Consider the following 354-nt stretch of genomic DNA (forward strand, 5'->3'; position numbering starts at 1 on the left):
GATAATCGCGTAGTATTGAGATACTATGAGGAAAGTCCATGCTAGCACTGGCTGTGATGCCAGTAGTGTTTGTGCTAGGCGAAAAAATAAGCCTAGGGAGATAGCTAGCTATCTTACGGCAAGCAAAAGGGCTAAGTCTTTGGATATGCCTGAATAGCTTTGAAAGTGCCACAGTGACGTAGTTTCTAGGGAAATCTAGAAAGTGGAACGCGGTAAACCCCTCAAGCTAGCAACCCAAACTTTGGTAGGGGCATGGGATAGTTGGAATGAGAACAATCTATCCTGACTGCTTTGCAGTAGACAGATGATTATCGAAAGAAACAATTCCTAGTTGTTTCTGGAACAAAACATGGC

Annotated in this window: 1 other RNA gene; it reads left to right on the top strand. The window is 43.5% G+C overall.

Annotation, left to right across the window (positions count from 1 at the left end):
* Positions 1 to 354, top strand: an RNA gene (gene rnpB, locus HL666_RS34755) — RNase P RNA component class B.

Origin of the sequence: Bradyrhizobium aeschynomenes (assembly GCF_013178945.1) — a bacterium.
Classification (GTDB): Bacteria; Pseudomonadota; Alphaproteobacteria; order Rhizobiales; family Xanthobacteraceae; genus Bradyrhizobium; species Bradyrhizobium aeschynomenes.